Annotated in this window: 26 protein-coding genes and 2 tRNA genes; 12 read left to right on the forward strand and 16 right to left on the reverse strand. The window is 67.2% G+C overall.

Features of this window, described 5'->3' with window-relative positions:
• Positions 1 to 132: 132 nt before the first annotated feature.
• Complete coding sequence (locus C5B91_RS04145; protein ID WP_008092785.1) at positions 133 to 1,011, forward strand: CbiX/SirB N-terminal domain-containing protein; 879 nt, start codon at positions 133 to 135, stop codon at positions 1,009 to 1,011.
• Entirely contained in the window at positions 1,011 to 2,168 is a 1,158-nt protein-coding gene (locus tag C5B91_RS04150) for a DR2241 family protein (RefSeq protein WP_115819132.1), read from the forward strand. The genes C5B91_RS04145 and C5B91_RS04150 overlap by 1 nt, the downstream gene beginning before the upstream one ends.
• Before the next feature lie 45 nt (positions 2,169 to 2,213).
• Here the strand turns inward: C5B91_RS04150 and C5B91_RS04155 are convergent, their stop codons facing one another.
• The 3 genes from C5B91_RS04155 to C5B91_RS04165 all read right to left on the reverse strand — a co-directional run bounded on the left by C5B91_RS04155 (position 2,214) and on the right by C5B91_RS04165 (position 4,491).
• On the reverse strand, positions 2,214 to 2,795 hold the full coding sequence (locus C5B91_RS04155; protein WP_008092789.1) for a hypothetical protein: 582 nt from the start codon (positions 2,793 to 2,795) through the stop codon (positions 2,214 to 2,216).
• A gap of 56 nt (positions 2,796 to 2,851) precedes the next feature.
• Positions 2,852 to 3,037, reverse strand: a complete 186-nt coding sequence (locus C5B91_RS04160; RefSeq protein WP_013035425.1) for a methytransferase partner Trm112 — start codon at positions 3,035 to 3,037, stop codon at positions 2,852 to 2,854.
• A 122-nt stretch (positions 3,038 to 3,159) separates the two neighbouring features.
• Positions 3,160 to 4,491: an adenylosuccinate synthase gene (locus C5B91_RS04165; protein ID WP_115819133.1), complete on the reverse strand. Its 1,332-nt coding sequence runs from the start codon at positions 4,489 to 4,491 to the stop codon at positions 3,160 to 3,162.
• Between the two features lie 232 nt (positions 4,492 to 4,723).
• On the opposite strand from C5B91_RS04165, the gene C5B91_RS04170 reads away from it, so the two are divergent.
• A complete protein-coding gene (locus C5B91_RS04170) occupies positions 4,724 to 5,029 on the forward strand; it encodes a hypothetical protein (RefSeq protein WP_004043804.1) in 306 nt (101 codons plus the stop codon).
• Between the two features lie 288 nt (positions 5,030 to 5,317).
• Here C5B91_RS04170 and C5B91_RS04175 read toward each other — a convergent pair whose 3' ends face one another.
• On the reverse strand, positions 5,318 to 7,525 hold the full coding sequence (locus tag C5B91_RS04175; protein ID WP_115819134.1) for a hypothetical protein: 2,208 nt from the start codon (positions 7,523 to 7,525) through the stop codon (positions 5,318 to 5,320).
• Positions 7,526 to 7,687: 162 nt separating this feature from the next.
• Here C5B91_RS04175 and C5B91_RS04180 point away from each other — a divergent pair, with 162 nt between their 5' ends.
• Entirely contained in the window at positions 7,688 to 8,593 is a 906-nt protein-coding gene (locus tag C5B91_RS04180) for an SAM-dependent methyltransferase (protein ID WP_049968341.1), read from the forward strand.
• Here C5B91_RS04180 and C5B91_RS04185 read toward each other — a convergent pair whose 3' ends face one another.
• The gene (locus tag C5B91_RS04185) at positions 8,594 to 9,409 is read right to left on the reverse strand and encodes a CDP-alcohol phosphatidyltransferase family protein (RefSeq protein WP_008092800.1); all 816 of its coding nucleotides are present in this window, start codon (positions 9,407 to 9,409) and stop codon (positions 8,594 to 8,596) included.
• A gap of 166 nt (positions 9,410 to 9,575) precedes the next feature.
• Positions 9,576 to 9,926 carry a hypothetical protein gene (locus C5B91_RS04190; protein ID WP_115819135.1) on the reverse strand — a complete coding sequence of 117 codons (351 nt, stop codon included), beginning with the start codon at positions 9,924 to 9,926 and terminating at the stop codon, positions 9,576 to 9,578.
• A gap of 53 nt (positions 9,927 to 9,979) precedes the next feature.
• Between C5B91_RS04190 and C5B91_RS04195 the strand changes: the two genes are divergently transcribed.
• The gene (locus C5B91_RS04195) at positions 9,980 to 11,638 is read left to right on the forward strand and encodes a TrkA family potassium uptake protein (protein WP_049968343.1); all 1,659 of its coding nucleotides are present in this window, start codon (positions 9,980 to 9,982) and stop codon (positions 11,636 to 11,638) included.
• Between the two features lie 238 nt (positions 11,639 to 11,876).
• Here the strand turns inward: C5B91_RS04195 and C5B91_RS04200 are convergent, their stop codons facing one another.
• Together C5B91_RS04200 and C5B91_RS04205 are read right to left on the reverse strand one after the other, a co-directional pair.
• Complete coding sequence (locus tag C5B91_RS04200; RefSeq protein WP_008092807.1) at positions 11,877 to 12,725, reverse strand: heme-copper oxidase subunit III; 849 nt, start codon at positions 12,723 to 12,725, stop codon at positions 11,877 to 11,879.
• Positions 12,726 to 12,946: 221 nt separating this feature from the next.
• Positions 12,947 to 14,023 carry a phytoene/squalene synthase family protein gene (locus tag C5B91_RS04205; protein WP_049913411.1) on the reverse strand — a complete coding sequence of 359 codons (1,077 nt, stop codon included), beginning with the start codon at positions 14,021 to 14,023 and terminating at the stop codon, positions 12,947 to 12,949.
• A 117-nt stretch (positions 14,024 to 14,140) separates the two neighbouring features.
• On the opposite strand from C5B91_RS04205, the gene C5B91_RS04210 reads away from it, so the two are divergent.
• Positions 14,141 to 15,283 (forward strand): acyl-CoA dehydrogenase, encoded by a 1,143-nt coding sequence (locus tag C5B91_RS04210; protein WP_004977450.1) that lies wholly within the window; start codon positions 14,141 to 14,143, stop codon positions 15,281 to 15,283.
• A 3-nt stretch (positions 15,284 to 15,286) separates the two neighbouring features.
• Here the strand turns inward: C5B91_RS04210 and C5B91_RS04215 are convergent, their stop codons facing one another.
• Positions 15,287 to 15,601 carry a hypothetical protein gene (locus tag C5B91_RS04215; protein ID WP_008092812.1) on the reverse strand — a complete coding sequence of 105 codons (315 nt, stop codon included), beginning with the start codon at positions 15,599 to 15,601 and terminating at the stop codon, positions 15,287 to 15,289.
• A 124-nt stretch (positions 15,602 to 15,725) separates the two neighbouring features.
• Between C5B91_RS04215 and C5B91_RS04220 the strand changes: the two genes are divergently transcribed.
• Positions 15,726 to 16,001, forward strand: coding sequence for a hypothetical protein (locus tag C5B91_RS04220; protein WP_008092814.1), 276 nt, complete (start codon positions 15,726 to 15,728; stop codon positions 15,999 to 16,001).
• Positions 16,002 to 16,029: 28 nt separating this feature from the next.
• On the opposite strand, the gene C5B91_RS04225 is transcribed toward C5B91_RS04220, so the two are convergent.
• Positions 16,030 to 16,701: a protein sorting system archaetidylserine synthase gene (locus tag C5B91_RS04225; RefSeq protein WP_008092815.1), complete on the reverse strand. Its 672-nt coding sequence runs from the start codon at positions 16,699 to 16,701 to the stop codon at positions 16,030 to 16,032.
• A 165-nt stretch (positions 16,702 to 16,866) separates the two neighbouring features.
• Here C5B91_RS04225 and C5B91_RS04230 point away from each other — a divergent pair, with 165 nt between their 5' ends.
• A complete protein-coding gene (locus tag C5B91_RS04230; protein ID WP_008092816.1) occupies positions 16,867 to 17,313 on the forward strand; it encodes a plastocyanin/azurin family copper-binding protein in 447 nt (148 codons plus the stop codon).
• Positions 17,314 to 17,438: 125 nt separating this feature from the next.
• On the opposite strand, the gene C5B91_RS04235 is transcribed toward C5B91_RS04230, so the two are convergent.
• From C5B91_RS04235 to C5B91_RS04250, 4 genes are read right to left on the reverse strand one after another with little or no spacing between them, the layout of a single operon-like run.
• On the reverse strand, positions 17,439 to 18,101 hold the full coding sequence (locus C5B91_RS04235) for a 30S ribosomal protein S3ae (RefSeq protein WP_049968345.1): 663 nt from the start codon (positions 18,099 to 18,101) through the stop codon (positions 17,439 to 17,441).
• Entirely contained in the window at positions 18,094 to 18,336 is a 243-nt protein-coding gene (locus tag C5B91_RS04240; protein WP_008092830.1) for a KEOPS complex subunit Pcc1, read from the reverse strand. Before C5B91_RS04240 ends, C5B91_RS04235 begins: the two co-directional genes overlap by 8 nt.
• Positions 18,333 to 19,454 (reverse strand): exonuclease, encoded by a 1,122-nt coding sequence (locus tag C5B91_RS04245; protein ID WP_115819136.1) that lies wholly within the window; start codon positions 19,452 to 19,454, stop codon positions 18,333 to 18,335. The genes C5B91_RS04240 and C5B91_RS04245 overlap by 4 nt, the downstream gene beginning before the upstream one ends.
• A gap of 4 nt (positions 19,455 to 19,458) precedes the next feature.
• Positions 19,459 to 19,926, reverse strand: a complete 468-nt coding sequence (locus C5B91_RS04250; RefSeq protein ID WP_004977438.1) for a 30S ribosomal protein S15 — start codon at positions 19,924 to 19,926, stop codon at positions 19,459 to 19,461.
• Between the two features lie 244 nt (positions 19,927 to 20,170).
• Here C5B91_RS04250 and C5B91_RS04255 point away from each other — a divergent pair.
• Positions 20,171 to 20,242: transfer RNA gene (locus tag C5B91_RS04255), tRNA-Ala, on the forward strand.
• Positions 20,243 to 20,791: 549 nt separating this feature from the next.
• Here C5B91_RS04255 and C5B91_RS04260 read toward each other — a convergent pair.
• Positions 20,792 to 21,004 (reverse strand): hypothetical protein, encoded by a 213-nt coding sequence (locus tag C5B91_RS04260; protein ID WP_004977436.1) that lies wholly within the window; start codon positions 21,002 to 21,004, stop codon positions 20,792 to 20,794.
• 125 nt (positions 21,005 to 21,129) lie between these two features.
• Here C5B91_RS04260 and C5B91_RS04265 point away from each other — a divergent pair, with 125 nt between their 5' ends.
• Together C5B91_RS04265 and C5B91_RS04270 are read left to right on the forward strand one after the other, a co-directional pair.
• Positions 21,130 to 21,765, forward strand: a complete 636-nt coding sequence (locus C5B91_RS04265; protein WP_081909197.1) for a VRR-NUC domain-containing protein — start codon at positions 21,130 to 21,132, stop codon at positions 21,763 to 21,765.
• Positions 21,766 to 21,870: 105 nt separating this feature from the next.
• Positions 21,871 to 21,942 (forward strand) — tRNA-Ala (locus tag C5B91_RS04270).
• A gap of 358 nt (positions 21,943 to 22,300) precedes the next feature.
• Here C5B91_RS04270 and C5B91_RS04275 read toward each other — a convergent pair.
• Positions 22,301 to 23,032, reverse strand: coding sequence for an HNH endonuclease (locus tag C5B91_RS04275; protein WP_008092840.1), 732 nt, complete (start codon positions 23,030 to 23,032; stop codon positions 22,301 to 22,303).
• A 156-nt stretch (positions 23,033 to 23,188) separates the two neighbouring features.
• On the opposite strand from C5B91_RS04275, the gene C5B91_RS04280 reads away from it, so the two are divergent.
• A complete protein-coding gene (locus C5B91_RS04280) occupies positions 23,189 to 24,703 on the forward strand; it encodes a hypothetical protein (protein ID WP_049968348.1) in 1,515 nt (504 codons plus the stop codon).
• The last annotated feature ends 6 nt before the right edge of the window (positions 24,704 to 24,709 follow it).

Raw genomic sequence — 24,709 nt, forward strand, 5'->3', positions numbered from 1 at the left:
CGTCCGCGGGTCGCGACTCCCCGCGCCCCGCCTCGCGTCTCCTGAACGAGTGGCGAACGCGAGTTGTCCGAACCCGAAGATTCCTTTCTTCGATGCGAAGTTCATAAGACAGTCGCCTCGTAACCCCCGGACATGCAAGCCCTGGTCATCGTGGCGCACGGGTCGCACCTGAACCCGGATTCGAGCGCCCCCACCTACGACCACGCGGACACGGTCCGCGAGGTGGGCGCGTTCGACGAGGTGCGGACCGGCTTCTGGAAGGAAGAGCCGTCGATTCGCGAGGTGCTCCGGACCGTCGAGGCCGACGAGGTGTACGTCGTCCCGCTTTTCATCAGCGAGGGCTACTTCACGGAACAGGTCATCCCGCGCGAACTCCGTCTCGAGGGGTGGGACGTGGCCGACTGGGACTCCGACGGCCTGTCGGCGTCGCACGTCACCCTCTCCGCGACGGACGTGCCCGAGAAGACGATTCACTACTGCGGGCCGGTCGGAACCCACGCGGCGATGACCGACGTGTTGGTCCGCCGCGCCGAGACGGTCACCGGCGACCCGAACGTCGGCGAGGGCTTCGGCCTCGCCGTCGTCGGCCACGGCACCGAGCGCAACGAGAACTCCGCGAAAGCCATCGAGTACCACGCCGACCGCATCCGAGAGATGGACCGCTTCGACGAGGTGCAGGCGCTCTACATGGACGAGGAACCCGAGGTCGACGACGTGACCGACTACTTCGAGTCCGAGGACGTGGTCGTCGTCCCGCTGTTTATCGCCGACGGCTTCCACACCCAGGAGGACATCCCGGAGGACATGGGCCTGACCGACGACTACCGCACGGGCTACGACGTGCCCACCGAGGTCGACGGCCACCGCATCTGGTACGCCGGCGCGGTCGGGACCGAGGGACTCATGGCCGACGTGGTGCTCGAACGCGCCGCCGACGCGGGCGCCGACATCGGCAACACTCTCGAAGTCGTGCGCGAACGTACTCGGAAGACGCCGCAGGAGGCGAACTGATGGGGCACCACCTCGACGCCCTCGTCGACGCCGCGGCGACCGGCGACGGAATCTCCCTCGACGGGTTCACCGTCTCCCGTTCCGACGACGGCTTCCGCCTCGAAACGCCCGAATCGACGCTGAACGGGCTCACGGAAGGCGGTCTCCGCGAGGCCCTCGCCGACTACGACGACTACGCGACGAACTGGTACTTCTGGTCCGAGGTCGTCGGCGAGTCCAGCCCCCAGCGGCGGGCGTTCCTCCGCTGGGTCGAGGGCGCGTCCGTCGATGCGGGAGGCGACGACGGTGGAGACGCAGACGACACCGAGAACGACGGCGACGCCCCCTCGGTTCCCGAGCGCTACGACGACCTCCGAGACGGCGTCTGTCGCGAGTGGGGCCAACTGCTCGTCACGGTCACCGTCGACGATCACGGCGAGCGGTCCTACGAACTCCGCCACGCCGACGAGGTCGACGCCGACCGCGACGAACTCGACTCCTACCGCGAACCGCTCGCGGCCCGGCAGTTGGCGACCTACGACGAGAAGGGGCGGTACCGCCCGCTGAAGACCGGCAACAACCTCGCCGGCGGCTGGGTGTTCCCCGACCTCGACGCTCGCGACCTCGTCGAGACCGTCGAGACGTTCTACCCCGCGTCGGTGCCGAACTGGTACCGCGAGCGCCGGGGCGAACTCGACGTGGCGCACTGGGCGGACGCCATCGGCCGCCAGACCGGGATGTACAGCGTCGTGAAGACGTGGAACCGCGGCGACGGCCACGAGCACGTCAACTGGGTCGCGGAGGCCTGCTGCGACGACAGCCAGTGCGTCAAGCGCCGCGAGTGGCAGTACGACGATGACACCGACCTCGACGTGGACGGCGGCGACGGCGCGTTCCCGTGCCGCGAGCCGTGTTCCGTCGTCATCGCGGCGTCCCGCAAGTGGACGCGGCTGGAGGGCGAGGAGACCCAAACGTACGAGTTCGAACTCACGCCCTCGGAGAAGGAACAGGTCGAAGATATCATCGAGGCCGTCGCGGACGACCGCACCGACGCCATCCGCGAGGCCGACGTGTACGAGGGCGCGAACCGCTACCGGGCGCGGTTCCTGCGCGCGAAGCTGTTCGACGACGAGGGCAACCTCGGCGGCGTCCCGACCGACGCGTCCGACGACGAGTAGGTCGCGCCGCGAGGAACGGGAATCGGACCGATTTTTCGGACGCCGTCACCGCATCGTCAGCACCAGCGCCGCGAGGACGCCACCGACGACGACGCCGGCACCGAGGGTGATGGCGAAGCTCTCGAACACCGACGCGAGCGCCACCGCGAGGACGAGCGCGACGAGCGCGAGGCCGAAAAGCGGGGCGGCTCGCGGATCGACGCTCGGGAACACGTCCGCGATGCTTTCGGTCACGCTCGGCTCGGGGTCGGGTTGCTTGGGCTTCGAGAGCGTCTCGTCCACGTCGACCGGCGGTTTGCCACCCTCGCCGGGTTCGACGGTCACGTCGACGTACCTCGTCTCCGAGCCGTGGCCGGAGACTATCTTCAGCTTCCCCGACACTGGCTCCGGCGGCGGGGTGACGAACACCTCGACGGTCTTGGTCTGGCCGCCGTCGACGAAGTGATTTCCTTCGGACAGGCTCGCCGCGCGCGAGAGCTCGTCGTCGACGTGGAGGTGGACGTGCACCGCCTGTCCCTGGTTCGCGAGCTCGACCGAAAACGGGCCGTTCGTTGCGAACGACGGCGCTACCGAGAGGTCGTGGGGGCGCTCGTCGTTCAGCGTGACGGTGAGCGGCGCGTTCGACACGGGTTCACCGTCGATACGAGAATAGAAAAACGTTCAGGTCCGATGAGGTGCGCGCCTCAGTCGTCGCGCATGTCCGGTGGCAGGAGATTCGGGATGCCGTCCTCGATGGGGTACACCTCGCCGGTGACCGTACCGATGAGCCGCCCCTCGATGATTTCGTCGCCGTCGCGCTCGTCGACTTCCAGCTCGAGTTCGCTCTTGTCGAGGGGGTCACAGAGGATGTCCATCAGGGATTCTTTCATCGTCGTGACGGTGGATTGCGCGAAGTAAAAGCGTACGGGTTCGCCGCCGTCGCGGCGGGCTCGGCGGAGGGGGCGGCCGCCGCAGTCGCGTCAGCCGCGAATCGGTGGCCAGTCGTCGAGGCTCAGTTGTCGAACGGGTTTTCCAGGTGGACCGTCTGCTCGCGGCCCGGGCCGACGCCGACGGCGTAAATCGGCACGTCGAGTTCGTCAGAGAGGTATTCGAGGTAGTCCTGTGCGGCGTCGGGGATGGCGTCGTAGCCCTCCTCGGCGACCGCCGCCCAGTCCACTTCCGGCCACGTGTCGAACTCCTTGAGGACGGGTTCGCACTCGCCCCAGCGCTCGGTCGTCGCGGGCATCGTCAGGCGTTCCTCGCCCTCCAGTTCGTAGGCGTGGCCGACCTTGACCTCGTCGAGGCCGGCGAGCACGTCGAGGTGGTTGACCGCGATGCCGGTGAACCCGCTGACGCGGGCGGCGTGGCGGAGCATCGGCATGTCGAGCCAGCCGATGCGGCGCGGGCGACCGGTGACGGTGCCGAACTCGCCGCCCTTCTCGCGGATGAAGTCCGCGAGTTCTTCCTCGCGGTCGTCGTCTTTCAGTTCGGTCGGCATCGGGCCCTCGCCGACGCGGGAGAGGTAGGCTTTGACGATGCCGACGACCTCGCCCTGTCCGACGACGGTCGGGCCGACGCCGGTGCCGGTGGCCGCGCCGCCGGCGGTCGGGTTCGAGGAGGTCACGTACGGGTAGCTCCCGTGGTCGATGTCGATGAGGGTGCCCTGCGCGCCCTCGAACATCACGTTGTCGCCGGCCTCGCGGCGCTCGGCGAGGAAGTCGCCACAGTTGACGGCCATGTCGTCCTCGCGGAGGCGGCGGCCGATTTCGGTGTACTCCTCGACGAGCGCTTCGACGTCGCACTCCTCGCCGGCTTCGAGGCCGTACACGTCCTCGATGAGCGCCTTCTTCTGGGGAACGACGTACTCCAGTCGCTGGCGGAGCACGTCGGGGTCGAGCAGGTCGCCGACGCGGATGCCGCGGCGACCCGCCTTGTCCTCGTAGGTGGGGCCGATACCGCGACCAGTCGTGCCGACGGTGAGGTCCGAGTCGGCCTTCGCCTCCTCTTCGATGTTGTCGAGGCGGCGGTGGTACGGCATGATGACGTGCGCGCGCTTAGCGAGGCGCACGTCGGGGACGAGGCCGCGCTCGCGGAGGTCGTCAATCTCGGAGAACAGCGTCCGGGGGTTGATGACACAGCCGTTTCCGAGGACGCCGACCTTGTCGCGGACGGCCCCGCTCGGGACGAGCGAAAGCTTGTACTCCTCGCCGTCTTCGACGACGGTGTGGCCGGCGTTGTCGCCGCCCTGATAGCGGACGACGATGTCAGCGTCGCCGCCCCACAGGTCGACGAGCGCGCCTTTGCCCTCGTCGCCGAGTTGCGAACCGACGATGGTAACAGTCATACGTCGGCCGTTCCCCGCGCCGCACTAAACAGATTACGGTCGCGGCCGACGAGCAATGCACATTCGTGCCTAATTATCGAGTCGTCGCCGAAGAATACGCCATGAACACGCATTGGCGTGACGACGGATAACACAACGGTTAATTAGTGTCCTCGTTAAGGTCGCGTTATCTCATTATTCGCCGACCCGGAGGGCAAGGCTTAAAGCCTCCCAAGAAGAGTTAACAAATGGCATGATAGACCGACTTGAGAAGGAAGTCGATATGTTGGAGCGCCATCTCCAGGTCCTGAAGATGGTCATCGAAAGTGAGCCAATCGGCATCGTGAAGATGTCCAACGAGACAGGCTACCCGCACCACAAGGTCCGCTACTCCCTCCGCGTTCTCGAAGAAGAGAACCTCATCGAACCCTCCAGCCAGGGCGCAATCACCACCGAGCGCACCCAGGAGTTCGTCGACGAACTCGACGACAAGCTCGACGAAATCGTCGGCAAACTCGAATCGATGAAGATCGAGGAAGCGGCCGAAATCGAGAACTAACCACACTTCAGGCGCACGCGGTCGTTCTATCCTGTTTCGTCCGACGAGTCTTTCCGGGCACGACATCGGACCGACCGCGTTAGCCGCGCTTCGATTCAGTCGGTACCGAACGGTTCCGACACGACACCACGGACACTCGCCGCGGCCGCGCTCCGAGCGCCGCGGTCGTTTCACTATCGTTCAGTAACGCCGACAGCCGCGGCGCTCCGCGCGCGACTATCGGGGCGGAACGCAACGTAACAAGCGACAGCGCAGCGACGGCGCCGGTCGACGCGAGGCGTCGCCGACTCAGAGGTCGGGTACGTTCAGGTGGAACTCGCCGCCGCGGGCCTCCACCAGACAGAGGTGGTAGCCCTGCTTCCGCGAGAGCTTCACGAAGCTCTTGCGCTTCGACCGACTCAGGAGGCCGCCGCCGGTCTCGGCCGTGGCGGCTTCGAGCGCCTCCGGCTCGAAGAAGCTCCTCGTGACGACGAACGCCGAGCCGAGGGTCTCTTTCGCGTCGGCGATGGCCTTCGAGTCCTTGATGAGTTGGGTGACCATCGGCTGGGTCGCCGGGTCCCGCGAGTCGTTCAGGTTCGCCACGAACAGCGGTTCGCCCATCTGGTCGCGGACGATGACGTCGAACTGCCGCGACTCGGTTTCGCCGTCGCCGATGGGCACCGAGACGCTCCCGTACAACTCGATTCGGTCGGCCTTCGGAATCGAGTCGAAGACGCCGGCGAGGCTCGACCGGTTGCCCGTCTCCCCGATTTCGTAGAGCAGGTCGGTGACGACCCACTTGGCGAAGCCGTACTCGGGCGTCCCGCGGAGGAACTCCTCGTAGGGCTGGCCGTCGATGCCGAGCCCCTCCGTGTCGAACGTGGTGTGGTGTTCCAGCCGGAGGTTCTCGATGACCTCCTCACGGGAGGCCTGCCCGTCGTGGGCCTTCTCCAGCGTCGCCTGCCCTTTCTGGGCGTAGCGGACGAAGAGGTTCGTCCCACGGAGCGCCTCGTCGGCCGACATAGACCGGTCGGTCGACCGGACGCCCGCCTCGTCGAGCCGGTCGCGGAGGCGTTCGACCTCGGATTCGAGTTCGGCGACGCGCTCTTCGAGCTCCTCGGCGCGCGAGCGGTGTTCGTCCCGCTCCTCGCGGAGGGCGTTTCGCTCGGATTCGAGCCGGTCGCGCTCGGACGTCAGCGCCTCGACTCGTTCTTTCAGCGACTCGGCTTCCCCCGGGTCGACGGCGGGCTCGTCCGGCGTCTGTTCGGTCGGCTGGGACTGCTGCTGGTTCGACTGGTCTTTCGGCGACGGTCGCGCCTCGCCGCCCGTCCCACTCCGTGACGGACGGTGATGCGTCGCCTGTGTCGTGTTCCCCCGACGGCTTCGGGGGGTTCCGGGGTGGTCGTCCACGGCCTCGTCCTTTGCGTCGCGAGGGTCGAGCGAGGGTATCGACCGGGCGTTCCGCCACTGTGCCTCGGCGGAGAACACGTCGTCGCCGGTCGCGCCGTCCTCGGCGAGCGGGTCCGGAGACGACGCTTCCCCGTTCTTCTGCGGGGCGTCGGCGACGACGGGCCCTTCGGACATCGGTGAGGCCGACTCGTCGGACGCGGGCCGGTCCGTCGCTGCCGCCGCCTCTGTCTCGGCGGGCTCCGGGGACTGTGACTCGGAGGAGCCCGCGGACGGATTGTCGGTCGTCTCGGTGCCGTCGTCGTCGGGCGTCGATGGCTCCGGGTCGGCCGCGGTTTCGGTCGGGGATTCCGCACTCGCCGGGGCGTCGGCCGTCGCCGGCTCCGGCTCCCCGTCGGCGGGGTCGTCGCCGTCGCCGGCGCGCTCGGACTCGTTGTCGGCTGCCCCGGTCGTACTCGGCTCGTCTGTGGTCGTCGGCGTCTCCGGCTCTCCGGACGCGTCCGTCGCGTCGGCCTCGCCACCCGCCGCCGCGACTCCCGCCGCGTCCTCGTCCTCGTCCTCGTCGGACTCGGGCTCCGGGATATCGACGAGGTCGAGGTCCACGTCGTAGACTTTGTAGATGCCGACCTCGTCGCTCGCGCGCTCGAACGCGTCGTCGCCGGTGACGAGTCGCTTGCTGTTGCCGACGAAGGCCGCGCTCATCGACTTCCCCCCGTGGTAGACGACGTAGTAGTCGCCCGAGAGCACGTTCTCGGACAGTTCGACGTAGCCGGTGAAGCCGCCCGCCGAGAGCGTTCCGTCGGCGTCCCCCAGCGGCGTCTCCTCGGTGTAGTACTGCGCGCGGATGTCGCCGCCGGTCTCCCGCATCGCGTACAGAAGCGGGAGCGCCGGGTCCGGTGCGCGGTGCGCCTCGAACGATTCACCCTCGAAATCCGCGACCGTCCCATCGAAAACCCCGAGGAGACGGCCGTTGAGCATGAATCCCCACGTCATGCCAGCGACGACGGCACCTGTGAAGCCGTCGTCCGCGAGCGACCGGAGGCCACCGTAGCCACGTCCGGCGGGCGCGGAGTCCCACCCGGTCACCGCGTCGATAATCTCGCTATCCATTTGGGGTTACATCACCGGAACCGAATCAAATACTTTCCGGGCGAATCGGGCGAACGTTTCGCTCAGTTCACACTTCAGCGTGTTTACTGTGACCGGTTCGCTCGCACCCGTCGGGCCGGCGTCGGGAGAACGGTTATACGAGTCCGCCGAGACGGGGCGGTCGTGACCAGCCACGACGACCGGTTCGTCCACTACCTCCGCGCGAAGGAGTCCGTGGACGACCGCGCGCTCCACCGACCGACCCTCGCCAGTCTCATCGACCGGCTGGAAGCGCGCGCCGAGTCGCGGTCTGGACAGCCGCTCCGCGTCGTCTCGGTCGGTGCGGGGACGGGCGCGATGTGTCGGCGACTCCTCTCGTGGGGCGTCTTCGACGCGTACGACGAGATAAAGTACGTCATGGTCGACCGGAAGCGCGGGATGGCCGACCACGCGGCCGCGGCGTTCGCGAAGTGGGCGCGCGCCGCCGGCTGGACCGCCGAGCCGACGCCCGACGGCTTCCGCATCGAGCGTCACGGCCGAAGCGTCTCTCTCACGTACGTGACGAGCGACCTCTTCGAGGCGATGACGGTCCTCCCGAAGGCCATCGACCTCGTGGTCGCGCACGCAGTCCTCGACGTGCTCCCGCTCCGCCGCGCGGTCGACGCGCTCCTCTCGCGGCTGACGGACGGGGGGCTCTTCTACGCGCCTATCACGTTCGACGGCCGAACCGCGTTCCGCCCGAGTCACCCCGCCGACGAGGCGGTTCTCGGCGCGTACCACGAGACGATGCGCGGCGGCGAACGCGCGGGGCCGGACACCGGTTCCGACCTCCTTTCGGTCCTTCCCGACCTCGGCGCGCCGGTCGTCGCCGCCGGCGGCTCGGACTGGGTCGTCCACCCGCCGCACGACGACGAGGCGCGAATCTTCCTCGACCGCGTCCTCGGCTTCGTCGAAGAGTCGGTCGGCAAGTCGGCTGCGGTCGACCGCGAGACGCTCGACGGGTGGCTCGAGGCCCGGCACGACGACCTCGCGGGCGACGAACTCGCGTACGTCGCCCACAACCTCGACGTGTTGGCCGAACTCGACTGATTACTCCGGAACTGACGCGTTTCCGTCGCCTTCCCTCCTGAACCGGCCCGAGACGTAGCCCCAGTCCCGAGCGAACCCGAGCAGGAGCGCCGCCGCCGCGACGCCGGTCACGAGGAGCATCCACGGGTCGAAGACACCGGGAGCGAGCGCCAGCGGGACGACGGCCATCTGGACGCCGGCGAGGACGCGCCGCGACGCGCGGGGCGGGAGGTCGAACGTCGGTCGGCCCGCTCGCTCGCGGAGCCGGAGGCCGAGGAGAAAGACGTACCGCGCCGCCCCGACCGAGAGGTACCACCACGCGAGTTCTCCGAGGAAGACGCCGGCGAGCGGGGCCACGAGGAGGCCGAAGGCGTCGACCGCGGTGTCGAGTCGCGCGCCGAGTCGGCTGACGCGGTCGAGTCTGCGAGCGAGCGCCCCGTCGAGGGCGTCGAGCGCGGCCGCAGCCCCGTAGCCGACGGCTGCGGCCCACGCCCACGACGGGCTCAGCGGCCCGTAGAGCGCCACGCCGGCGATGCCCGCGACGCCCGCGACGAGGAAGCCTCGAGCGAGCGTGACAGCGGTCGGGAGGCCGAGGCTGTCGTAGGGCCGCCCGGGCTCCGACTCGGTCGCTCCGTCGCCGGGCGCGACGTTCTCGTCCGCGTTCGCGTAGGCGTACGCGCAGAGGCCGACGACGACGAGCAGGGTTCCGGCGGCCCACGTCACCGCGGCGGTCTCGGGCGAGGGGTCGGCGCGCGAGACGAGCCACACCCACTCGGTCGCGAGGAGCACGCCGAACCCCAGCGTTGCCGCTGCCGCCGCGCCGCCGGTTTCGAGCACGCGGCGTCTCGTCCGGCGGGTCGTCCGAGCAGTCGCCCCGTTACTCCCCGAGAGCGTCACGGTCGCGGACTGTCGCCTCGGCGGTCGGACGGTGTGCTACACATACCCGTACTGGTGGACGGACGCCGGTTAAGTATTCCTCGCGTAACAGGTCGGCAGAGCCGAATCACGGGCGGCTATCTCCTCGGCGACGACTCCGGAGTTCGACCGCGGCGAGGAGGAACAGATAAGTCGAGAGTCCGGCCGCGACGGCGAGTAGCGTCGCGCGTCCGAAGACGACGACACCCAGGGCGGTTCCGATGACGGCGACCGCGACGGAGACGGCCTGCACGGTTCGTCGCTCCCACAGCGCGCGGACGCTCGACGCCCGAAGCGACAGCGCCGCTTCCAGCGCGAGCGCCCCGACGACGCCGACGAGGACCGGTCCCGGTGTCACCGGCGTCCGTAGGAGGACCGCCGCGACCGCGGTGGGGACGAGCACCGACCCCGCGAGCGCGGCGTCCCGTCGGCGGCTCATGGAGTGCTTACCGTGTCAGGACGCTTTTAGCCACCGGCGCTCATAGCCCGACTATGTCTATTTCGGGCGACGGCCCCGGGTTGTCGAAGGCGAAGCGGCGACTCGGCCGCTACCTCGCGGGGGCCGGGCTGTTGATGCTCGCGTTCTCCGTCGCCTACCAGTGGGCGGCGGGCTTTTTCGCCGGGGAAGACGTCACGTTCCTGCAGGCGGTCCACGTCGTCGTCGAGACGTTCACGACGACGGGCTACGGCGAACAGACCCGGTTTTGGGTCGACCACCCGCCGCTACTCATGCTGTCGATTCTGATGCAGCTCACGGGGGTCACGACCGTCTTCCTCACGCTCCCGCTGTTTCTCGTCCCGCTCGTCGAAGACGCCCTGCGGACCGCACCGCCGACGACCTCGACGCGCACGGACCACGTCGTCATCTGTACGTTCACCCCCCGTGGCGACGCCCTCGTGGACGAACTCGACTCGATGGACATGCCGTACGTGATTCTCGAAGCCGACCGCGACCGCGCCGAGGAGTTGTACGGCGAGGGGTACGAGGTCGTCCACGGCGACCCCGAGGCCATCGAGTCGCTCGAAGCCGCGAACGCGGCCGAGGCGCTCGCCATCGTCGCCGACGACGACGACGAGACGAACGCGAGCATCATCCTCGCCGCCAAGCAGGTCGCCCCCGACGCCCGCGTCGTCAGCCTCATCGAGGACCCCGAGGTCGCCGACTACCACCGCTACGCCGGGGCCGACCGGGTCGTCTCCCCGCGCCGACTCCTCGGCGAGAGCCTCGCCGGCAAGGCGACCACGTCCATCTCCTCGGAACTCGGCGACGCCATCGAAATCGGCGAGGACTTCGAGGTCGCGGAGCTGCTCGTCCAGCGCGGGAGCCCCGTCGAGGGACGGACCATCGCCGAGAGCGGCATCGGCCAGGTCACCGGGGTCAACGTCATCGGCGCGTGGTTCACCGGCGAGTTCGTCTCCCCGCCCGCCCCGGACGCCGTCATCGACGAGCACACCATCCTGCTCGTCGTCGGCCGCGAGAAACAGCTCGAAGAGCTCCGCGCGCTGACGCTGTCGTCGGCGCGGCGGTTCCGCCGCGGGACCGTCATCGTCGCCGGGTACGGTGAGGTCGGCTCGACCGCGGCCGAGACGCTGGCGAGTGCCGGCGTCCCGCACCTCGTCGTCGACAAGCAGGACAAACCCGGCGTCGACCTCGTCGGCGACATCACCGACCCTCAGACGCTCTCGGAGGCGAACGTCACCGAGGCTCGCGGCGTCCTTCTCGCGCTCGACAACGACACGACGGCGGTCTTCGCCACGCTCGTCTCCGAGCGCGTCTCCGAAGAGACGGAGGTCATCGCCCGCGCCAACGAGACCGAGAGCATCGCCAAACTCTACCGCGCCGGCGCGGACTACGTCCTCGCGCTGTCGACGGTCGCCGGGCGCATGCTCGCCTCGACGGTCCTCGACGAGGAGGTCATCGCGCCCCAGTCGCAGATAGAAATCGTCCGGACCCACGCGCCCAGCCTCGTGGGGCGGACGCTCGCCGGGGCCGACGTTCGCGCCCGGACGAACTGCACCGTCATCGCCGTCGAGCGAAACGGTGCGCTCGTCACCGAAATCGGCCCGGAGTTCCGAGTCGAGGCCGACGACGACCTCATCGTCGCCGGCGTGGACGAGGACATCTACCGGTTCAACGAACAGTTCGGGTGAGCGGTCGCGGGCGAGAGTTCGGTCGCGGACGCGGACCCGGCTCTCGGTCGGTGTGCCGGACCCGCCGCTCGGCGGTCGAGACGTCCGACACGTCCACGTCGCGTCCGAGGACGTGGTCCGAACAACCCATGGCAGTGGACGCCCGTTACCATCCCTCGACAGGACGTGCCGGCGTCCGTGGCTCTCGGAGGAGTAGATTAAAAAAGAATCGGTCGCCGTCGCGTCGCGGCGACGGGGGTTACGCGCCGACTTCCGCGCCGACGTAGAGGACGACGACGAGGAATATCCAGACGACGTCCACGAAGTGCCAGTACATCGAGGCCGTGCTCACGGAGACGTGACGCTCGGCGGAGTACTGTCCGCGGAGCGCGCGGACGAAGACGATACCGAGAAGCACCGCGCCGAGGCTGACGTGGAGGCCGTGCAGGCCGGTGAGGCCGTAGAACGCCGACCCGAAGATGCCGTCGGTGATGGAGAAGTTCGAGTGGACGATGAACTCGTAGTACTCGTAGACCTGCCCGCCGATGAATATCACGCCGAGCAGGAGCGTGACGGCGAGACCGAGGATGAAGTTACGGTGGTTCTCCTCGCGGATGGCGACGTGCGCCCAGTGGAGCGTGAAACTGGACACGATGAGGATGGCGGTGTTAGCCAAGACCAACGACCCGGTGAGATGCGGTAGCTCTTGCGGTGGCCACGTTCCCGCGCGGATGAAGAAGTAGTACGCGAACAGCGCGCCGAACGTCCCGAGTTCGGAGCCGAGGAAGGCAATCATGCCCCAACGGAGCTTCGATGCGCTCTTCTGGCTCGCGTCGCGCGACCAGAAGTGGCTCACGAACGCGTGGTACAACCAGCCGTAGAGCCCGGCCAGGAAGAGGAAGATACTGCCGATGAACACGGCGGGTCCCGCCGTCTGGCCGACGATTCCGTCCTGTCCCATGACGTACAGCCCGGCACCGGCGTAGATGCCCGCGCCCCCGACGGCGGTGACGAACGGCCACCAGCTCGCCTCGCCGAAGCCGCGCGGCCAGTCCTGAACCGCCGGCAGGTGATGGCCGTGGTCGTCGTGTGCTTCTTCGGTACTCATAGACGCCCGTTATGCTTGGGTTACTAAAAATCCTCCCAAACTGCGTTCGTCACGGGACCGCATGGGTCTCGGACCGCGGTTCCGACGGCGACCGCCGCGGGTGCGAAACACGGCGCTCGCGAGACCCGAAGCTGCCGGCGCGTTCGGCGGCGCTCGGCGCGAAGCGACGCGAGAAGAGAAGCGAAACAGAACGGGCCCGACCGACAGCGCCTCTGCGTCGTTCAGTCGGCGTTCGTCGTCGCTCGGTGGAACGGCTGGCGCGAGATGATTTCGCGCATCTCGGCGAGCGACTCGGCGCTCGCGCCGTTCATCTCGGAGACGACGGCGAACACCTCTTGGCGGGAGATTTTGACGCCCTCACCCGTCACCGCGTGTTCGGGGTTGGCGACGAGTTCGCGGAGCGTGCCGACCGCGAGCAGGAACGGAATCGCCCACGCGGCGAGCGTGTTGCCCTCGCGGAGCGGCACCGTCTCCAAGTAGGTCTGGGCGTCGTCGAGGAACGACTTGGCGTGGTCGGCGGTCCGCTTGACCACCGAGGCCGCCCGGTCGTTGTGCTCGGGGGCGACGACCTCCTCTTGGGGGACGCCCGCGTCGTCGAGCCAGTCGGCGGGGAGGTAAACGTTGTTCTCCGCCGTGTAGTCGTCGTGAACGTCCTTCGCGATGTTCACGAGCTGGAGGAGCAGGCCGAACTCCTCGGCGGTGTCGTAGAGCCGCGAGCGGCGCTCGCTGTCGACGTTGCCGCGGGTCACGAGGTTCGTGATGAGGTTGCCGACGGTGCCGGCGGCGTAGTAACAGTACTCCTCTAGCTCCTCGCGTGACTGGATGCGGAGCCCGCCGGTCTGGGAGTAGCGTTCGACGAACATCGCCATGCCCGAGACGAGTTCGCGGACCGGCGGCGTGACCGCCTCCCGCACGTCCTCCGGAAGCGCCTCGAACGTCCGGAAGACCCGAGCGGTGTTGGCGACGACCATCCAGTCGTCGGACTGTTCGCCCTCCGGGGGGAGGTGCGGCTGTACTGCGGTCACGAACTCGTCGACGGTGGTGTCGTCGTCGGGGTCGAGCGCGCGGTCGTAGAGTCGAAGGAGGTGTGCCTGCTCGTCGGGCGCGATTGAAGACGAATCCTCCACGGTGTCGGCGATTCGACAGAGGAGATATCCGATACAGATGTGCGACGCCATCGGTTCGTCGAGGACGTCGACCGTGAGGGCGAAGGTACGAGAGACCCCCTGAACTGCATCGTGACACCAATCGAGGTCGTCATCAGTTGCCGGTGGCCGGGCATCGGCGTGTCGAGACATTCGAAGCGTACCGGTATTACGGAAGGGGGGATAAAAAGTCTCGTGGGGGAGTCCACTCTCAAACGGCCGAGACGGCGCAGGAGAAAATCATAAGCATAGTCGATGACAGACTCACGTATGGACTTCGCGCTCACTGCGGAGCAGAAGCAAATCAAGGACATGGTCTCGGAGTTCGTCGACGAGGAGGTCAAACCTCGCGCGGCGGAGATAGACGAGACCGACGAGTTCCCCGCCGATCTCGTGCGCGAGATGGGCCAACTCGGCTTGATGGGCATGCCCTTCCCCGAGGAGTACGGCGGTGCCGGCCTCGACTATCACTCCTACGCCATCGGTCTCGAGGAGATTTCCCGCGGCTCCGGCGGCCTCGGCACCATCGTCGCCGCCCACACGAGCCTCGCCGGCAACATGCTCTACGAGTTCGGGAACGAAGACCAGAAGCAGACCTACCTGACGCCGGTCAACGAGGGCACCGACATCGGCGCGTTCGCGCTCTCCGAACCCGGCGCGGGCAGCGACGTACCGGCGATGGAGACCACGGCGGTCAAAGACGGCGACGAGTACGTCGTCGACGGCGGCAAGCTCTGGATTTCGAACGGCTCGGTCGCGGACACCGTCGTCGTCTTCGCCAAGACCGACCCCGACGCGGGCAACAAGGGCATCTCGTCGTTCGTCGTCCGCCCTGAGGAGGACGACGGCTTCGTCGTCGAGGGCACGGAACACAAACTCGGCGACAAGGGCTGTCCGACCGCCGAACTCCGCTTCGACGACATGCGCATCCCCGAAGACCGGCTCCTCGGCGACGAGGGCGACGGCTTCGTGCAGGCGCTGAAGACGCTCAACGGCGGCCGCATCACTATCGCGGCGCGCTCTATCGGCATCGCCCGCGCCGCCCTCGACGACGCCGTGAAGTACGCCGGCGAGCGCGAGCAGTTCGACCAGCCCATCGGCGACTTCCAGGCAATCAAACACAAACTGGCCGACATGGACACGAAGGTCCAGGCCGCGAAGCTCCTCATGCACAAGGCCGCGGACCTGAAGATGCGCGACGAGACGTTCATCAAGGAGGCCGCGCAAGCGAAGCTCTACGCCAGCGAAATCAGCCGCGAGGTGGCGAACGAGGGCATCCAGATTCACGGCGGCTACGGCTACACCAAGGACTTCGCCGCCGAGCGCTACTACCGCGACGCGAAGCTCAACGAGATTTACGAGGGGACGAGCGAGATTCTCCGCAACACCATCGGCGACTGGCTCCAGAAGTAACCGTCAGTCGACGACCGACGCGTCCGCGTCGGCCGCCCGGCGCTCCCCGTTTTCGACCCGCTCCGCGAGCCACGCGTGGTACGATTCGACCCGGTCTGCGCCCGCGTCGCTGAGGCCGTACACGTCGTAGATTCCCTCGGTTCGCCGTTCGAGGTGGTCCGCCTCCACGAGCGCGTCGAGCGTCCCGTAGAACGCTTGGGGGTCGATTCGGAGGTCGTAGTAGCGTTCCAGTCGGGTCTTCAGCTTCTGTCCGCGGAGTTCGCCCGCGTCGTAGAGGATGGCACAAAGGTCGCGCCGGCGGCCGCTCTGAAACCACATAGTTCACCCCTCGGTTGAGACACACACGTCACTTTCGTTCCGGTGGCCCTCTACGCCGGTCCGCCGTGCCGACCCGCCCGCCGGAACCGGTAGTTTAGACAGGCCCTACTCCTTAGCGCCTCGCATGACCGACGCAACCGCAGAAGCGAACGGCGTCACCGCGCGGTACTACGTCACCGACTCCGAGCGCGTCCTCGAATTCGACCGCGACGGCCGAACCGCCGCCGTGGCTCAGAACATCGACGGCTACGCTATGCTGAAAGTCCGCCCGACCGCCGACGGCGACGAACTCGAACGCTACTACGGCTTCGACATGGCCTTGGACCACGCCGCGGAGCTCCTCGGCGTCTCACCGCACGACCTGCCGGTCCCGGACGACGCGGCAGACATGGGGATGTGACTCTGGCGCGCGGCTCTCGTCGCGCCGATTAACCCCAGTAGAAGCGCGGCCCCAAAAACAGGTAGCCGAGCGCCAAGAACAGCAAGCCGAACGAAAAGCCCTGCCCGAGCGTCCCCGAGCAGACGATGGCGAGGCCCTGCACGACGCCCATGACGAGCGCGTCCTGCGCGTGGAGGTCCGGGTAGGTCACGTCCGAGAGCATGAGCGCGGCCATAACCGCCGAGAGGACGACGAGTAACATCGGCTCGACGAAGCCGACGAGGACGCCCGCCGACAGAATCGTCGCGGCGAGCGTCGTCGGCACGCCGACCGTCTCGTCGGAGCCGCTGTCGTAGGCGGTGTAGAGCGCCAGTCTGACGACCGCGGCCGCGACGAACAGCGCGGCGACGGCGACGCCGGCGACGACCCGAATCCGGTCGAAGCCCCACATCTCGCGGACGACGGTGACGACGAGCAGGGCGGGGGCGACGCCGAAGGAAGCCACGTCCGCGAGGGAGTCGAGGTACGGCCCCGCGTCGGTTCCTCCGTAGCGCCGGGCAACCACGCCGTCGAGGCCGTCGGCCATCGCGGCGAGCAGGATGGCCTTGGCCGCGAGGCGCACGTCGACCGCGGTCAGCACCGCCGCGACGAATCCGAGCGCCGCGTTCCCGGCGGTGACCACGTCGGCGGGCCCCAACCGACCGACGAATCGGGGTCTCATACCGATGCGATTGCGTACCTTCCCTTTCCCTCTTACGTTCCGTCCGTCGGTGGGCGGCTCCGCGCACCGACCCCGAACCGGCGGCGTTCCGGCCGGTCTCGGTCGATTCGGCGGTTCGGCGAGCGAACCATGCGACATTTATCGGTCGCGTCCCGAGAGGCGACCATGCGAAACCACGGGTCCTCGGACGGCGGTCGGACGCGGCGTCAGTTCCTCGCAGCGGCCGGAGCGGCCGCGACGGCCGGCCTCGCGGGCTGTGCGACCTTGATGGCTTCTGGCGACGACTTCGACATCGGAATGACCGCGGTCGCGTTCGACCCGCCGACGCTGACCGTCGAGGTCGGCGACGAGGTCGTCTGGCGGAACACGAGTTCGCGCGGCCACACCGTTACCGCCTACGAGGGCACGCTTCCCGAGGACGCCGCGTTCTTCGCCAGCGGGAACTACGAGACTGAGCAGGCCGCCCGCGACGCCTACTCTAACTCGCTCGGCGGGCTCATCGGGAGCGGCGAAACCTACACGTACACCTTCGACGTGCCCGGCGAGTACGAGTACCTCTGTATCCCCCACGAGCAGGCCGGCATGGTCGGCACCATCGTCGTCGAGGAGTAGGCTCGGCGCGCAGCGTCGAATCCGGGATTTAGTTTAGCATCTGACCCGAGAGCGGCGTGGCTCTCGCCCGTCGCGTCGTCGCGTAAAAAGTCGAAATTCGAAGTCGAGCCGTCGGCGAGACGGGCTTACGCTTCGGTCTCTTCTTCGTCCACGTCGACTGCGACGTCGTCTTCGTCGACGCTGACGGCCGCTTCCTCTTCGGCCTCGACCTCTTCGGGGCGGGCCTCGAGGGAGAACTTCTTGACCTCGACGCGGCGCAGGGGGTAGATGACCTTCGCGTCGCCGTAGATGGCCGACGAGAGGCGACCCTCGACGACGCTCTCGGTGAGCGCGTCGTAGGTGTGGCCCGTGATGGCCTCGCGGGTGAGCTCCGTCATGATGCGACGGATCTCGTGTTCCTGGCTGCGGTCGGCCTTCTTCGTGGTGAAGGCGACGGGCTGGAGCTGGACGCGGTAGTCGTCCTTGGTGATAGCCGTGACGTTGGCCTCGATTTTGGACGCGCCGCGGCGGACGAGGCTACGGAGGTAGTCTCGGGTGAGCTCCTGCTGGATGAACTCGGTGTAGGCGGCGTCGCTACCCACGTCGGTAATCTTGAACGTGAGCTTGACGTTGTTGGCGCCCTGGTCGTCGTTGAGTTCGCCGAGGGTGGACTCGACGGTGCGACCGTTGATCTTCTCGGGTTCGTCCGCGAAGGTCGAACCGAGTTCCTTACGGTCGAAATTCTCGGGAGCGATGACGGTGTACCATCGCTTTCCGCGCTTCTGCTTGGAGACGGATCGTTCACTCATGGTTAGTGTCTGTGTGCGTTCGTGTGGCTTCGATGACGGTCTCGGCGACCGTCACGTTGACGACGTAGTCATCGACCGTGGCGTGCAGGCCACCGGTCGAATCGCGTTCGATTGTGGTGATGAGTTCGTCCCCCTCGACTCGGGTGCGCATCGACGCCGTGTTGTCCGGTTCGAGCGCGCCGGCGACGATGCCGGGGTCGCCGTGGGTCGTCCGCAGGGTCGCACGCCGCGTCATCGGCGCACCTCCCTGACGGCCGCGACGACATCGCTCCGCTCCGCCGCGGAGTCGAACGTCATCGTCGCCTCCGACGGCGACCCGGTCGCGGACGCGTCCGGCAGTTCGTCCGCGGCCGCGGCGAGCGCCTCGTCCAGTCCGGCGGGGCCGGTCGAGACGAGGGCCGCGGCACCGACGCCGACCGCGAGAACGGTCGGCTCGGGCGAGCGGAAGTCGCGGGCGAGCCTCGCCACCGTGGCGAGTCGCCCCGGCGACGACAGGTCACAGGAGAGCGCGTAGAGGCTCTCGTAGCGTCCCGTCGTCGCCTCGCGAAGCGCGCCGTGGGTCGCCTGCGCGTGGTCGCGCCACGCGTCGAGCGCCGCGTCTCGAACGCCGTGTCCGAGCGCCAGCGCGACGGCGGTCCCGGGCGACTCCCGGACGGTCGCGTCGAGCACGTCGGCGAAGCCGCCGACGGTTTCGAACGGCCCGTTCGGGGTCGCCTCCGAGCGCAAGACGCGCTCGACGGCGGTCGCCGCTCGGGCGGTCGCCTCACCGGTCGTCGCGTCGATGGCGACGAGGGAGGCGACGCGTCTGCGGGCGTCCGCGTCGAGTTCGGCCGGGAGCGACAGTTCGGCGAGCGTCGCCTGCGCGCGCTCCCTGTCGGCCGAAAACGACGCGTGGACGAGCGTCGAGTGCGCCAGCCCGTCTGCGAGGTCGCCCGTCGGGACGGCCACGCCGGGTCCGGCTTCGACGCCCGCGTCGGCCGCGGCGTTCGCGAGGTCGGTGTCGTCGTCCGGGGCTACGCCGGCGGCGTGGAAGCAGGCCAGCGCGACCGCCGGGTCGGGGTCGACTCCGAGTTCGCGGACGATAGAGACGGCGTCGGTCGGGTCGAGTTCGAGGTCCGCATCGGCGTTCGACAGGCCCACGACTGCCACAACGTCGTCGTTTGCGACAGTGTCGGGGGCGTCGGTCGCGCGGATGCGGAAGGGGACGTCGAGTGTCCTGAGCGCCCGGCCGATGACACCGGCGGCCGCGACGGCGGCACCGCTCGCGCTGACGCGGAGGCGAACGAACGTCGCCTCGCGGAGCGTCGCGGCGGCGTCGGCGGCGGGTGTCTGTTCGGCGGGGCTCACGGACATTCAGTTATTCTTCGAGGAGTTCGACAGCGACGTCGTAGCTGTAGGTGAAGTCGTCGTCGAGCTTGTCGCCGCGGTAGTACGAGACGAGGCGGCGAATCTTCGACTCCGTGTTCTGCAGGGCGCGACGGTTGGACTTGTCCTGCTGGTTCTCCTCCATGTGCTCGCGGAGGCGGACGGCGCGCTCCATGAGGTTACGGAGGTCCTCGGGGAGGTCGCCTGCGGCGTCGTTCTCCTCGAGGATGGTGGTGACCTTCTTGCCCGTGGCGAGCTTGACGTCCGGGACGGGAACGCCCTTGACGCCTTCGTCGCGCAGGGACAGGCCGATCTGGCTCGGGTCCTTGCCCTGTTCTGCAAGTTCGACGACGCGGGCTTCGATGTCAGCCGCGTCGACGTCGCTCCACTCCGGTGCTTCGTCTGCCACCGGCTTGTCCGAGCTGGACGAGCCACGGCGGCGGGTGTGCATTCGTGCCATTGTTGCGGGTTGGAACCGCACTGACCGCAGAAACGAGTACCCCGCAGTCGTATCACCGACTGCTGGGGCACTACCGCAATCCCAAGCCCGAACCGGGCGAGTCAGATTTGCGGCCGTGCTGGATTCCCATCGTGTTGTCCACGCGCGCCGGGTTAAACCGTTTCGACTCGGATTCGACTCGGCCTCAACTCGCCTCGGGCGGAATCGAAGGGCTTCTAAACGGGCGACGGCTATCAGAAGGTGCGGGCTCGTAGATCAGGGGTAGATCACTCCCTTGGCATGGGAGAGGCCCCGGGTTCAAATCCCGGCGAGTCCATTTCTGAACGAAGTGAAGAAATGACGAGACGAGCGCTCGCCGTAGCGAGCGCGTGGATTTGAAGCCCTGGAAGTCGCGCGGAGCGAACATCGTGAGCGAGCACGTCTTCCTCCGGGTTCAAATCCCGGCGAGTCCACTCACTTCCTTTCGGTCACTTCGTTCCCTTCAGTCGTTCGTGGACTCGCCGACGTCCCACTCGCTCCGTCTGCGGGCGACCCGCGAGTCGCCCGCATGGCATGCGAGACGGCAGTGCCGTCTCGCTCTGCTCGCGGGACTCCCGGCGAGTCCACTCTGAACGAAGCGAAGAAATGGCGACCGGGCACCCGCCGTAGCGAGTGCGTGGGTTTGCCTGGAAGTCGCGCGCAGCGAACCGTGTGAGCGAGCACGTCTGCTCCCGGGCTCAACCCGGCGAGTCCTGCAATCGCACTCGAAGGACTGGTGGATTCCGGGTCAACCGTTTGCCCCGCTATGGGCGTCCCACAAGTCCGGTAATCGGTATCCGAGCTACCGCGGCTGAAAAGATGCGACGCGTCAGCGCCTCCCTGCGGCTCACGCCTCGTCTTCGAACACGCTCATGTCCTTCGCCGCGAGGTCGGTCACGTGCTTGACAATCTCGGGGTCGACCTGCGCGATATCGTCCCCGTCGTGGACCTGTTCGTTGTGTCGCTCGATGGCGTCCGCGACCTCGGAAAGCGAAACGCGCGTGGTCGTGTCGCAGGCCTCGCACACGACCGGGACTTCGGGAGCGTCGTCGTCAGTCATACCGAATCGTTCCGTCAGCGACGGAAAAAACGAGTCGGTTCGTTGCCGGGAGCGGAGAAACGTTTGGAACGCGTCTCGGCCGTTCCAACAAGCCAATACGGGATAACGCCGACAGCGGTTACACGATGCAATACGGTGCCGGCGATTATGAACTCGTTTTCAGGCGGTTGACGGGGACCAGCACAATCGAGGGGCGAACCTACCTAGAGAAGGATTGGGCGACAGACACGGCGTCGTACCCAGAGTCGTTCGAATCGCCAGAAACGTACGAGTATTGCTACGAGGGCGATGCGGTCAACGCCGAGGACTTGGTTTCGACTTACCTCACCGAGTGTCTCGGCGGCCTCGTCATCAATATCGACAGCACGCGGAATCAGCCCGTCCTCGATGGCGAACAGTTCGTAGAACCGGCGTGGGAGACCGATAACTTGGACGAACACGGTCGATTTTCGCGTGTCAGATTCGCGGACGCGATTGAACGCGGCCTCCGCGAGATCGCCGGACCGATGCGGACCGACGCGTCTGAAACGGTTCTCACTGAAATATTCGACCGAGCCGAACCCATCGAGCGCGTGCGTGAGGCGCTCGGGTTCTCCGGCGCACCGGACCTCGTTGGCATCGACCAACAGCTGTTCGGCGGCCCGGTTCTCGTGGAAGTCAAAGCACACACGGACCAGTTTCAGGACACCCAAGAGCATTGGATGGGGACGTTCCGAAACCTGTTCACGGATGTGTACGTCTGTGAAGTTCGGCCCGCGTAGACAAGGGACAACCACAACGGAATGCGATCTGTGTCCGCACCCCACAGCCGTCGAACGATTCGAAGCCCTTATTTATCCGACCGGGGAATGAATGATTGCGTTTGAGGGCTCGTAGATCAGGGGTAGATCACTCCCTTGGCATGGGAGAGGCCCCGGGTTCAAATCCCGGCGAGTCCATTTCTGAACGAAGTGAAGAAATGACGAGACGAGCGCTCGCCGTAGCGAGCGCGTGGATTTGAAGCCCTGGAAGTCGCGCGCAGCGAACATCGTAAGCGAGCACGTCTTCCTCCGGGTTCAAATCCCGGCGAGTCCACTCACTTCCTTTCGGTCACTTCGTCCCTTCAGTCGTTCGTGGACTCGCCGACGTCCCACTCGCTCCGTCTGCGGGCGACCCGCGAGTCGCCCGCATGGCATGCGAGACGGCAGTGCCGTCTCGCTCTGCTCGCGGGACTCCCGGCGAGTCCGGCAATCGAACTGGGTGATAATTCAATCCGGATTCGTCTGTGAGCGCCCCAGCGGTCGGCACACGCTATCGTTACCCAACGAGCGCCGCGAGCCCACCATCACCCGTCACCGCGAGGGCGATTCCGGCGATGAGCAAGAGGACGCAGATGAGCGTCAGGCCGATTGCGATGCCGATTCGCCTGGCGTTTCGGTAGTATATTTTCGTCGTCTCTTGGGGGAGTTCGTCGTCGTCGCCGCGCTCCAGAACCTCCTCGATGGCGCTGGAACTCGCTCCCGAGGTGCGACACGAATGATACGCCAAGAGGGTGAACCCCGTGGATAGCACCCACGCGAGTCCGCCGAACCCGACGCCGACGTTCGCCAGCGCGGAGACGTCCGTCACGACGTCCGCTTGGAGGAGCACCGTGACGCCCGTCCCGAAGACGCTCGCGATGAGGACGTTCAGTTTCGTTATCTCGATGGCGTCGCCCGCGAACGCCTCGACCGTACTCGCGTGGTTTCTCGCCTTCGCCCGCTCGCGGAAGTCGCGCTGGAGGCTCGACGCGATTCTGTCGCCGAGTTCGCCCATGTCGAACCTCCGGTGGCAGTTCGGGCACAGCGTGACGAGATTCTCGGGGTCGTCGGGGTTCTCGAAATCCCGCGCCGGGCGCTGATGGGCGACCTCGAGAACGTTCGAGCCCTCGTCGTACTCGCGCCCACAGTGCTGGCACGTGTAGTCGTCGCGGCGAAATATCCGCTCGTGGTCGATGGTTCTCCGCCTTCGCGTCGTCCGCCCGGTCGTCGTCTCGGCATCCTCCGACATTGGTCACTCGTCTGTCTGTCTCGTATCCCGGTGAAATTCGTTTTCCATGACACGGGGCCTCCGACGCGGCGCAGGCCAGTCCCAGCGAACGATTCCACTTACCAGACTGTCAGGTACCCCGCGAGGTTTTCACCCCGCGTCGCCTCCAGTCAGGTAATGAGCGGTCGTCCCCGTGTTCCACTGGTCTATCGCGTCGTCAGAGACCGGACGGCGCAGACCTCGCCGATTGCGGTCGTTCTCCTGTTGGCGATTACGGTCGCCGGAACGACCGCCGTCGTCGCGCTCGGCGGGGTCGCCCTCGAGGAGACGAAACAGGAGTCCCAACTGACGCGCGCCGAGCACTCGATGACGCTGTTCGACTCGCGGGTCGCCATCGCCGCGCTCGGCGAGGGAGAGACGCAGTTCGTCGACCTCGGCGGGACCGGCGGCGGTACCTACGTCGTCGACGACGACACCGGCTGGATACGCGTCACGCACAAGAACTACACGGACGCCGGCGACGACCAAGAGCTCTACAACGAGTCCCTCGGAAGCGTCGAGTACCGCGACGGCGACGCCCGAATCGCCTACGAAGGAGGCGGTGTCTGGCGCACGCAGGACGGCGGCACGACCATGGTCTCGCCGCCGGAGTTCCACTACCGCGGCGCGACGCTGACGCTTCCGGTCGTTCGGGTCGCCGGCGACGGGTCCGCGTCGGGCGACGTGTCCGCGAGAGTCTCGGCGACCGAGCGCGCTCGGCGTGTCTACCCCAACGAGACCGCGAGCTACGACGAGCTACCGACGGCCAGCTTCGATAACCCCGTCAGCAACGGAACGGTCGTCGTGACGGTCCACAGCGACCACTACCGAGGATGGGCCTCGTTCTTCGAGTCGCGGAGCGAGGGCACCGTGACGGTCGACGACGCCAACCGGACCGCGAGCGTGGAACTGGAGACGCTCGGGCTCGTCGGCGAGTTCCAGATGCCGAACGAGGGCACGTCGGTCGACGTGCGCGGGATGGCCGCGAACCACAACGTCTCGACGTTCTCGCTCACGCTCTCGAACGACCAGCACCTCCAGAACATGGAGTGGGGGCTGTACTACGACGGCGACCAGAAGGACCTCGAACTCCACGTGCAGGCGGACGACAAGTGCAAGAGCGGGAGTTACGACGGCACGTTCGACCTGACGCTCTACTACGCCACCGAGGACGGCAAGTACCACGGCTGGCAGGCGACCGACCTCGACCCGGACACGAGCGACGCGGTGAGCATCGACTGCACGGCCAGCACTCCCGAACTCACCGTCGACTTCACGAGTTCGGAGACGATGACCTACGGCGACATCCAGTCGGACAAGGGCTTCGGCAACCAGAACAAGTGGCAGTTCGCCCCCGAAATCGTCGACGGCGAAGCCTACGACAGCGTCACCTTCGACGAACACGACGCCGACAGCGGCCAGACGTTCTCGAAGGCCGACGGCGACACCGCTCAGATGGACTTCGTCGTCAACCACTACTTCTCGCTGGCCGCGCCGCAGTTCGAACTGACCGTCACGGACGGTCCGGGCAACAGCCAGAGCGTCGACGAGTCCGGGTCGCGCGGCGAACTCGACTACGACCAAGCCGAGGGCGGCCAGTTCATCACCTTCCTCCACGTCACGGAAAACGAGGTCGAAGTCGAAGTCCAGTAAGCGGGG

Origin of the sequence: Haloferax sp. Atlit-10N (genome assembly GCF_003586325.1) — an archaeon.
In the GTDB taxonomy this organism is placed as follows: Archaea; Halobacteriota; Halobacteria; order Halobacteriales; family Haloferacaceae; genus Haloferax; species Haloferax prahovense.

Bases quoted from the DNA above. Each gene is read 5' to 3' on its own strand.
- C5B91_RS04250 (WP_004977438.1), bottom strand. From the start codon at position 19,926: ATGGCACGAATGCACACCCGCCGCCGTGGCTCGTCCAGCTCGGACAAG.
- C5B91_RS04265 (WP_081909197.1), top strand. From the start codon at position 21,130: ATGCAATACGGTGCCGGCGATTATGAACTCGTTTTCAGGCGGTTGACG.
- C5B91_RS04215 (WP_008092812.1), bottom strand. From the start codon at position 15,601: ATGTGGTTTCAGAGCGGCCGCCGGCGCGACCTTTGTGCCATCCTCTAC.
- C5B91_RS04205 (WP_049913411.1), bottom strand. From the start codon at position 14,023: ATGTCTCGACACGCCGATGCCCGGCCACCGGCAACTGATGACGACCTC.
- C5B91_RS04200 (WP_008092807.1), bottom strand. From the start codon at position 12,725: ATGAGTACCGAAGAAGCACACGACGACCACGGCCATCACCTGCCGGCG.
- C5B91_RS04175 (WP_115819134.1), bottom strand. From the start codon at position 7,525: ATGGATAGCGAGATTATCGACGCGGTGACCGGGTGGGACTCCGCGCCC.
- C5B91_RS04160 (WP_013035425.1), bottom strand. From the start codon at position 3,037: ATGAAAGAATCCCTGATGGACATCCTCTGTGACCCCCTCGACAAGAGC.
- C5B91_RS04150 (WP_115819132.1), top strand. From the start codon at position 1,011: ATGGGGCACCACCTCGACGCCCTCGTCGACGCCGCGGCGACCGGCGAC.
- C5B91_RS04165 (WP_115819133.1), bottom strand. From the start codon at position 4,491: ATGACTGTTACCATCGTCGGTTCGCAACTCGGCGACGAGGGCAAAGGC.
- C5B91_RS04260 (WP_004977436.1), bottom strand. From the start codon at position 21,004: ATGACTGACGACGACGCTCCCGAAGTCCCGGTCGTGTGCGAGGCCTGC.
- C5B91_RS04190 (WP_115819135.1), bottom strand. From the start codon at position 9,926: ATGAGCCGCCGACGGGACGCCGCGCTCGCGGGGTCGGTGCTCGTCCCC.
- C5B91_RS04275 (WP_008092840.1), bottom strand. From the start codon at position 23,032: ATGTCGGAGGATGCCGAGACGACGACCGGGCGGACGACGCGAAGGCGG.
- C5B91_RS04280 (WP_049968348.1), top strand. From the start codon at position 23,189: ATGAGCGGTCGTCCCCGTGTTCCACTGGTCTATCGCGTCGTCAGAGAC.
- C5B91_RS04170 (WP_004043804.1), top strand. From the start codon at position 4,724: ATGATAGACCGACTTGAGAAGGAAGTCGATATGTTGGAGCGCCATCTC.
- C5B91_RS04195 (WP_049968343.1), top strand. From the start codon at position 9,980: ATGTCTATTTCGGGCGACGGCCCCGGGTTGTCGAAGGCGAAGCGGCGA.
- C5B91_RS04220 (WP_008092814.1), top strand. From the start codon at position 15,726: ATGACCGACGCAACCGCAGAAGCGAACGGCGTCACCGCGCGGTACTAC.
- C5B91_RS04145 (WP_008092785.1), top strand. From the start codon at position 133: ATGCAAGCCCTGGTCATCGTGGCGCACGGGTCGCACCTGAACCCGGAT.
- C5B91_RS04245 (WP_115819136.1), bottom strand. From the start codon at position 19,454: ATGTCCGTGAGCCCCGCCGAACAGACACCCGCCGCCGACGCCGCCGCG.
- C5B91_RS04225 (WP_008092815.1), bottom strand. From the start codon at position 16,701: ATGAGACCCCGATTCGTCGGTCGGTTGGGGCCCGCCGACGTGGTCACC.
- C5B91_RS04230 (WP_008092816.1), top strand. From the start codon at position 16,867: ATGCGAAACCACGGGTCCTCGGACGGCGGTCGGACGCGGCGTCAGTTC.
- C5B91_RS04210 (WP_004977450.1), top strand. From the start codon at position 14,141: ATGGACTTCGCGCTCACTGCGGAGCAGAAGCAAATCAAGGACATGGTC.
- C5B91_RS04240 (WP_008092830.1), bottom strand. From the start codon at position 18,336: ATGACGCGGCGTGCGACCCTGCGGACGACCCACGGCGACCCCGGCATC.
- C5B91_RS04235 (WP_049968345.1), bottom strand. From the start codon at position 18,101: ATGAGTGAACGATCCGTCTCCAAGCAGAAGCGCGGAAAGCGATGGTAC.